The sequence below is a fragment of the Delftia sp. ZNC0008 genome, from assembly GCF_000799035.1.
GTDB lineage: Bacteria > Pseudomonadota > Gammaproteobacteria > Burkholderiales > Burkholderiaceae_C > Comamonas > Comamonas tsuruhatensis.
The window spans coordinates 1-7,092 of the sequence record NZ_JTKZ01000779.1 but is presented as its reverse complement, the minus strand read 5'-3'; the positions used below and the strand labels follow the sequence as shown (position 1 = coordinate 7,092).

General features: G+C 68.7%; 5 protein-coding genes and 1 tRNA gene. 3 read left to right on the top strand and 3 right to left on the bottom strand.

Annotation, left to right across the window (positions count from 1 at the left end):
- From L995_RS25060 to hpnC, 3 genes are all read right to left on the bottom strand, one after another.
- A partial coding sequence (locus L995_RS25060; protein ID WP_156136133.1) for an FAD-dependent oxidoreductase occupies positions 1-419 on the bottom strand: 419 nt, incomplete at its 3' end.
- Complete coding sequence (hpnD, locus tag L995_RS25055; protein WP_016449592.1) at positions 416-1,261, bottom strand: presqualene diphosphate synthase HpnD; 846 nt, start codon at positions 1,259-1,261, stop codon at positions 416-418. The genes hpnD and L995_RS25060, both read right to left, overlap by 4 nt.
- Positions 1,262-1,328: 67 nt before the next feature.
- Positions 1,329-2,213, bottom strand: coding sequence for a squalene synthase HpnC (hpnC, locus tag L995_RS25050; protein WP_047474066.1), 885 nt, complete (start codon positions 2,211-2,213; stop codon positions 1,329-1,331).
- A gap of 173 nt (positions 2,214-2,386) precedes the next feature.
- On the opposite strand from hpnC, the gene L995_RS25045 reads away from it, so the two are divergent.
- From L995_RS25045 to L995_RS25035, 3 genes are all read left to right on the top strand, one after another.
- Positions 2,387-3,622 (top strand): efflux RND transporter periplasmic adaptor subunit, encoded by a 1,236-nt coding sequence (locus L995_RS25045; protein ID WP_047474065.1) that lies wholly within the window; start codon positions 2,387-2,389, stop codon positions 3,620-3,622.
- Positions 3,619-6,834 carry an efflux RND transporter permease subunit gene (locus tag L995_RS25040; protein ID WP_047474064.1) on the top strand — a complete coding sequence of 1,072 codons (3,216 nt, stop codon included), beginning with the start codon at positions 3,619-3,621 and terminating at the stop codon, positions 6,832-6,834. Before L995_RS25045 ends, L995_RS25040 begins: the two co-directional genes overlap by 4 nt.
- Positions 6,835-6,953: 119 nt before the next feature.
- A tRNA-Leu gene (locus tag L995_RS25035) sits at positions 6,954-7,040 on the top strand.
- Positions 7,041-7,092: the final 52 nt, after the last annotated feature.

Genomic DNA, 7,092 nt, shown 5'->3' with positions numbered 1-7,092 from the left:
AGGGCTGCACGCTCGCCCAGGCTCCAGCCGCGTGCGGTGGCAATGCCGGCCAGCGCATCCAGCGGCGCAGGCCAGTCGGGAAAGCGCAGGCCGCTGCCATCGATATAGGGCAGGGCCATGGGCTGGCGGTGCAGGGCCTGTTCAGGGTCCACGCCCACTTCGCGCATGAGGCGCAGGCTTTCGGTGTACGCACCGATGAGGATGTGCTGGCCGTTGTCCACGCGCAGCGGGCCCTGTGGCGTGTCCAGGTCCATGCCGCGCGCACGGCCACCGGGCTCGCGTGCGGCCTCGTGCAATGTGATGTGCCAGCCGCTGCGGGCCAGCGCAAGGGCGGCGGCAAAGCCGGCCCAGCCTCCGCCGAGGATGGCGGCGCGCGGCTGAGCGGCGCGCGGCGTGTGCTTGGCGCTGTCTCTGCTCACCGCGCCATGCGCCCCAGCGCCTGCATCTTCCAGGCCAGCCACAGCTTGCGCAGCGGCGGCAGGCTGATGCGCTGGTGCAGCACGCGGAAGTCGTCGGCCTCGATCTCGCGCAGCAGGGTGCGGTAGATGCTGGCCATCATCAGGCCGGGCTTTTGCGTGCGGCGGTCGGCCGCGGGCAGCAAGGCCAGGGCCTCGTCGTAGAGGCGGTGGGCGCGCTCGGCCTGAAAGCGCATCAGCGCGGTGAAGCGGTCGGAGTACTCGCGCTTGGTGATTTCATGCGCCTTGACGTCGAACTGCTGCAGCTCGCTGATGGGCAGGTAGATGCGTCCGCGCATGGCGTCCTCGCCCACATCGCGGATGATGTTGGTCAGCTGGAAGGCCAGGCCCATCTTGTGGGCGTAGGCGGTGGTTTCTTCCTGTGTCTGGCCAAAGATGCGCGCGGCCACTTCGCCGACCACGCCTGCGACCAGGTGGCAGTAGCGCGCCAGGCCCGGGAAGTCCAGGTAGCGGGTCTGCTCCAGGTCCATGCGGCAGCCGTCAATCACGGCCTGCAGGTGGCGCTCCTCGATGGCGTAGACCGGGGCGTGCGGCATGAGTGCCCGCATCACGGGATGCGAGGGCTTGCCTGCAAAGGCCTGGTGCACTTCGTTTTGCCACCAGCCGAGCTTGGTGGCGGCCACGCCGGGGTCGGAGACTTCGTCCACCACGTCGTCCACTTCGCGGCAGAACGCATAAAAGGCGGTGATGGCGGCACGGCGCTCGCGCGGCAGGAAGAGGAAGGCGTAATAAAAGCTGCTGCCCGAGGCGGCAGCCTTGTCTTGGACGTACTGATCCGGATTCATATGGGGCCGGATTGTCCCATGGACGGCTGGGAGCCAAAGCCTGGGTGTCGCAACGGCCGGCCTGCCATCACATGCGCAGGGCGCGCCACAGCAGCAGCGGCGCATCGGCCTTGCCGACGGTGGGGCGGCTGTAGAGGCTGGCGCCCTGCAGTGCATCGACCTTGTCCAGGATGCGCAGCCCGCCCTGCACGACCAGGCGCAGCTCCCAGCCGATGCGGCCCGGCAGGCGGTGCACCAGTGGTTCGCCGGACTGCATCAGTGCGCGCGCCCATGCCGACTGCTCGGCCAGCAGTGCACGCACGGCAGGGGTCAGTGCAGCGGGCTCGGCGCGCAGGTCTTCACGCCGCACGCCGTGGGCGGTGCAGTCGGCATCGGTCAGGTAGTGGCGCTGGCGTGGCAGGTCCACGCTGAAGTCCTGCCAGAAATTGATCAGTTGCAGGGCGGTGCAGATGGCGTCGCTGCGGGCCAGCGATTCGGCATCATCCACCCCGTACAGATGCAGCAGCAGCCGGCCCACGGGGTTGGCCGAGCGGCGGCAGTAGTCAAGCAGCTCGGCGCGGTCGGCGTAGGTGGTGCCGGATTCGGTCTTGTGCACGTCCTGCGCGAAGGCGCTGAGCAGGTCGTCCATCAGCGCCAGCGGCAGCTGGTGGGCGCGTACTTGCGGCGCCAGCCCTGCAAAGACAAGAGGCCAGGCCGTGCGGGTGAGCATGGAGGCCTCGCCTTTGGTGCCCAGCGCCATCAGGTCGGCACGGTAGGCGGCCAGCGCGGCCAGGCGCTCGGGCGGCGTGGCGTCGCCTTCGTCGGCCAGATCGTCTGCAGTGCGTGCGAAGTGGTAGAGCGCGGCAATCGGCGGGCGCAAGCGGGGCGGGCACAGCCAGGACGCCACGGGAAAGTTCTCGTAGTGCGTGACCGGGGCGGGGGAGGCGGGCAGGGGGGGAGCGGTGGACTTCACGGTGGCCGATTGTCGATGCTGCGCGCAAGGCCATGCATTTCACTTGACGGGCTCAAGGGCTTCTCCTAAATTACTAACCCGTCAGTCAGTAAACGGCGCCAGCCAGCTGCCGCGGCATGTTGCCCGGATCTTGCAGCCCGCAGCCGCTTTTCGCACCAGCCCTCCGGATCCACATGCCCGACTTGCCATCGAACCCTGCCGCGCGCGCTTTGCCGCGCCATCTTCTTCTTGCCCCTCTGTGCCTGGCCGCCGCGCTGGCGCTGGGCGCCTGCTCCAAGGCCGAGCCGCCGCCCGAGCCGGTGCGCGCCGTCAAGCTGCTCACCGTAGGCGTGGGCGCGCTGGACACGCAACTGGAATACGCGGGCGAGGTGCGCGCGCGCATAGAGTCGCGCCTGGGCTTTCGCGTGGCCGGCAAGCTCGTTCGCCGCGAGGTGGAGCTGGGCCAGCACGTGCAGGCAGGTCAGTTGCTGGCGCGGCTCGATGCCAGCGACTACCGGCTGGGAGCTGACGCCGCGCGCGCCCAGGTGGCGGCCGCGACCACGCAGCGCGATCTTGCCGCCGCCGATGTGAGGCGTTACTCGCAGCTGAAGGCGCAGAACTTCATCAGCGGTGCGGAGCTGGAGCGGCGCGAGGCCACGCTCAAGTCCGCCCAGGCCACGCTGGACCAGGCCAAGGCGCAGCTGGCATCGCAGAGCAATCAGGAGTCCTACGCGCAGTTGCTGGCCGATGTGCCCGGCGTGGTGACCGGCATAGACGCCGAACCCGGCCAGGTGGTGTCGGCCGGCTCGCCCGTGGTGCGCATTGCCCAGGACGGTCCGCGCGACGTGGTGTTCGTGGTGCCCGAAGACAAGCGCGGTGCCATCCGCGTGGGCCAGAAGGTGAATGTGCGCCCATGGTCGGCCGGCATGCAGCCGCTGCAGGGCCAGGTGCGCGAGGTGGCGGCCAGTGCCGATCCGGTCACGCGCACCTACCAGGTGAAGGTGGCTCTGCCCGCGTCGGATGCGGCCGCCGTGCCGCCGCTGGGCGCGACGGTCCATGCGCTGCCCGAGGGCATGGGCCCCACGGGCCAGCCCGTGATCAAGCTGCCGACCACGGCGCTGCGCCAGGAAGGCGGCGGCGGCCAGGGCACGGCCGTGTGGGTGTTCGATGCCGCCAGCAGCACGGTGAAGCTGCAGCCCGTGCAACTGGCCACGGCCGATGGCAACGAGGCCGTGATTGCCGCCGGCCTGACGCCCGGCATGCAGGTGGTGGCCGCCGGTGTGCATGTGCTCACGCCCGGCCAGAAGGTCACGGTCTATCAGGACCGTTATGACAAGGCCCCGCAGCCGGCACAGCAGCGGCCGCAACAGACACAGCCTGCACAGGCGCCTGCCGCCGCAGGCGCTGCGCCCAGCGGAGCGGCCCAATGAGCGGGCCCAAGCACAAGGCGCCGCAGGGCGGGCACTTCAATCTTTCGCGCTGGGCGCTGGACCATGTGGCGCTGACGCGCTATTTCATCGTCGTGCTGCTCCTGCTGGGCTTTGCCTCGTACTTCCAGCTGGGGCAGGACGAGGACCCGCCCTTCACCTTCCGCGCCATGGTGGTGCGCACCAACTGGCCCGGCGCCACGGCGCAGCAGATGGCCGAGCAGGTCACCGACAAGATCGAGCGCACGCTGCAGGAGGTGCCCTACGCCGACAAGATCAGCAGCTACTCCAAGCCCGGCGAGTCGATGATCATCTTCCAGCTCAAGGACAACTCGCGCCCCGGCGATGTCCAGCAGCTGTGGTACACGGTGCGCAAGAAGATCGGCGACATGCGCTACACCCTGCCGCAGGGCGTGCAGGGGCCGTTCTTCAATGACGAGTTCGGCGATGTCTATGGCGTGATCTACGCCCTGCAGGCCGACGGCTTCAGCTACGCCGAGCTCAAGACCATGGCCGACGACGTGCGCCAGCGCCTGCTGCGCGTGCCCGATGTGGCCAAGGTCGAGCTGTTCGGCGTGCAGGACGAGAAGGTCTACATCGAGCTGTCGCAGCGCCGCCTGTCGCAACTGGGCCTGGACATGAACCAGGTGCTGGGCCAGCTGGGCCAGCAAAACGCCATCGAGGGCGCAGGCGTGCTGCAGACACCGCGCGAGGATGTGCAGGTGCGCGTGGCCGGCCAGTTCCTGGCGGTGGACGAGCTGCGCGCCATGCCCATCCGCGGCGCATCGGGCGCGCAGCTGCGCCTGGGCGATATCGCCGAGATCCGCCGCGGCTATGCCGATCCGGCCAATGTGAAGGTACGCCACCAGGGGCGCGAGACGATTGCGCTGGGCGTGTCCATGACCAAGGGCGGCGACATCATCCGCCTGGGCAAGTCCCTGCGCGGCGCCGTGGGCGACATCGCGCGCACGCTGCCGGCCGGCGTGGAGCTGGCCAACATGCAGGACCAGCCCAAGGCCGTGGCCGACTCGGTCAACGAATTCCTGCAGGTGCTGATCGAGGCCGTGGTGGTGGTGCTGGCCGTGAGCTTCATCAGCCTGGGCCTGCACAAGCGCGAGGGCCACCAGCCGCTGTGGAAGCGCTGGTACATCGATCCGCGCCCGGGCCTGGTGGTGGCCATCACGATTCCGCTGGTGCTGGCCGCGACCTTCCTGGCCATGTGGTACTGGAACATCGGCCTGCACAAGGTGTCGCTGGGCTCGCTGATCATCGCGCTGGGCCTGCTGGTGGACGATGCCATCATTGCCGTGGAGATGATGGTGCGCAAGATGGAGGAGGGCTACGAGAAGTACCGCGCTGCCACCTTTGCCTACGAGATCACGGCCAAGCCCATGCTGACCGGCACGCTGATCACGGCGGCGGGCTTCCTGCCCATCGGCATGGCCAAGTCCATGACGGGCGAGTACACCTTCGCCATCTTCGCGGTGACGGTGATTGCGCTGGTGCTCAGCTGGTTCGCCTCGGTGTACTTCGTGCCCTACCTGGGCATGCTGCTGCTCAAGCGCCCGCCGCACGCGGCCACGCTGCCGCCCGAGGTGGCCTCGGGCGAGGTGCCCATCGAGGAGACCAACCTCAATGCGTCCTCAGCCGAGCATGAGGTCTTCGACAGCCCGTTCTACAACCGCTTCCGGCGCGCCGTGAACTGGTGCGTGACGCACCGCTGGCTGACCATCGCCATCACGGTGCTGGTCTTTGCGCTGGGCCTGGTGGGCATGTCGCGCGTGCAGCAGCAGTTCTTCCCGGATTCCAGCCGACCCGAGGTGCTGGTGGACATCTGGTTCCCCGAAGGCACGTCGCTGGCCGCCAACGAGGCCGTCACGCGCCGCGTGGAAGAGCGCTTCATGAAGCTCGACGGCGTGCGCACGGTCAGCGAGTGGGTAGGCTCGGGCGTGCCGCGTTTCTACCTGCCGCTGGACCAGGTGTTCCCGCAGAACAACGTCTCGCAGTTCATCCTGGTGGCCCAGGACCTGCCCACGCGCGAGCGGCTGCGCAAGGCGCTGCCGGCGCTGCTGGCCCAGGAGTTCCCCGAGGTGCGCGGCCGCGTCAAGCTGCTGCCCAACGGGCCTCCCGTGCCCTATCCGGTGCAGTTCCGCGTGTCCGGCACCGATCCGCAAAAGCTGCGTGCCTATGCCGACGAGGTCAAGCAGGTCATGATCGCCAACGCCGACATGCGCGGCGTCAACGACAACTGGAACGAGTCCGTCAAGGCCGTGCGCCTGGAGGTGGACCAGGACAAGGCGCGCGCCCTGGGCGTGAGCAGCCAGGCCATCGCCCAGGCGGCCCGCGTCATGCTCAGCGGCTCCACCGTGGGCCAGTTCCGCGAGGGTGACAAGCTCATCGACATCGTGCTGCGCACGCCGTATTCGGAGCGCGACGCCATCACCGATATCGCCAATGCCTACCTGCCCACGGCATCGGGCAAGTCGATCCCGCTCACGCAGATCGCCAAGCCCGTGATGGTCTGGGAGCCCGGCGTGATGTGGCGAGAAAAACGCATGTTCGCCATCACCGTGCAGGGCGATGTGCGCGAGGGCCTGCAGGGCGCGACGCTGACCCATGCGCTGCTGCCGGGCCTGCGCGAGATCGAGGCGCGCTGGCACGCCGCGGGCGACACGGCCTACCGCATCGATGTGGCCGGCGCTGTGGAGGAAAGCTCCAAGGGCTCGGACGCCATCGTCGCTGGTGTGCCCGTGATGCTGTTCCTCACCTTCACGCTGCTCATGCTGCAGTTGCGCAGTGTCAGCCGTTCACTGCTGGTGTTCATCACCGGGCCGCTGGGCATTCCCGGCGTGGCGGCGGCGCTGCTGCTGTTGGGCCGGCCCTTCGGCTTCGTGGCGCTGCTGGGCGTGGTGGCGCTGATGGGCATGATCCAGCGCAACTCGGTGATCCTGATCGACCAGATCGAGACCGACCGCGCGCGCGGCGTGCCGGCCTGGGACGCCATCATCGAAGCCGCCGTGCGCCGCCTGCGCCCCATCGTGCTGACGGCCGCCGCCGCTGTGCTGGCCATGATCCCGCTGTCGCGCAGCGTGTTCTGGGGCCCCATGGCCGTGGCCATCATGGGCGGGCTGATCGTGGCCACAGTGCTGACACTGCTGGCGCTGCCGGCCATGTACGCCGCCGTGTTCCGCGTGCGCCGCGAGCCCACGCATTGATGCGGCGAAAACGCAGAGGCCGCCGCTCAAATCCGGGGTATGGCAATGCACCCCGCAATTGCGGCTAGAATCTGCGCCCTGACCTAGGAGCCGCCGCGCAGGCGGCTCCCCAAGAACCAGCGCGGGTGGCGAAATTGGTAGACGCACCAGGTTTAGGTCCTGACGCCAGCAATGGTGTGGGGGTTCGAGTCCCCCCCCGCGCACCACAATAAAAACCCGGTGTAATCCACCGAAACCCCCTCAAGCCCGTTTTCTCCT

Bases quoted from the DNA above. Each gene is read 5' to 3' on its own strand.
- hpnD (WP_016449592.1), bottom strand. From the start codon at position 1,261: ATGAATCCGGATCAGTACGTCCAAGACAAGGCTGCCGCCTCGGGCAGC.
- L995_RS25045 (WP_047474065.1), top strand. From the start codon at position 2,387: ATGCCCGACTTGCCATCGAACCCTGCCGCGCGCGCTTTGCCGCGCCAT.
- L995_RS25040 (WP_047474064.1), top strand. From the start codon at position 3,619: ATGAGCGGGCCCAAGCACAAGGCGCCGCAGGGCGGGCACTTCAATCTT.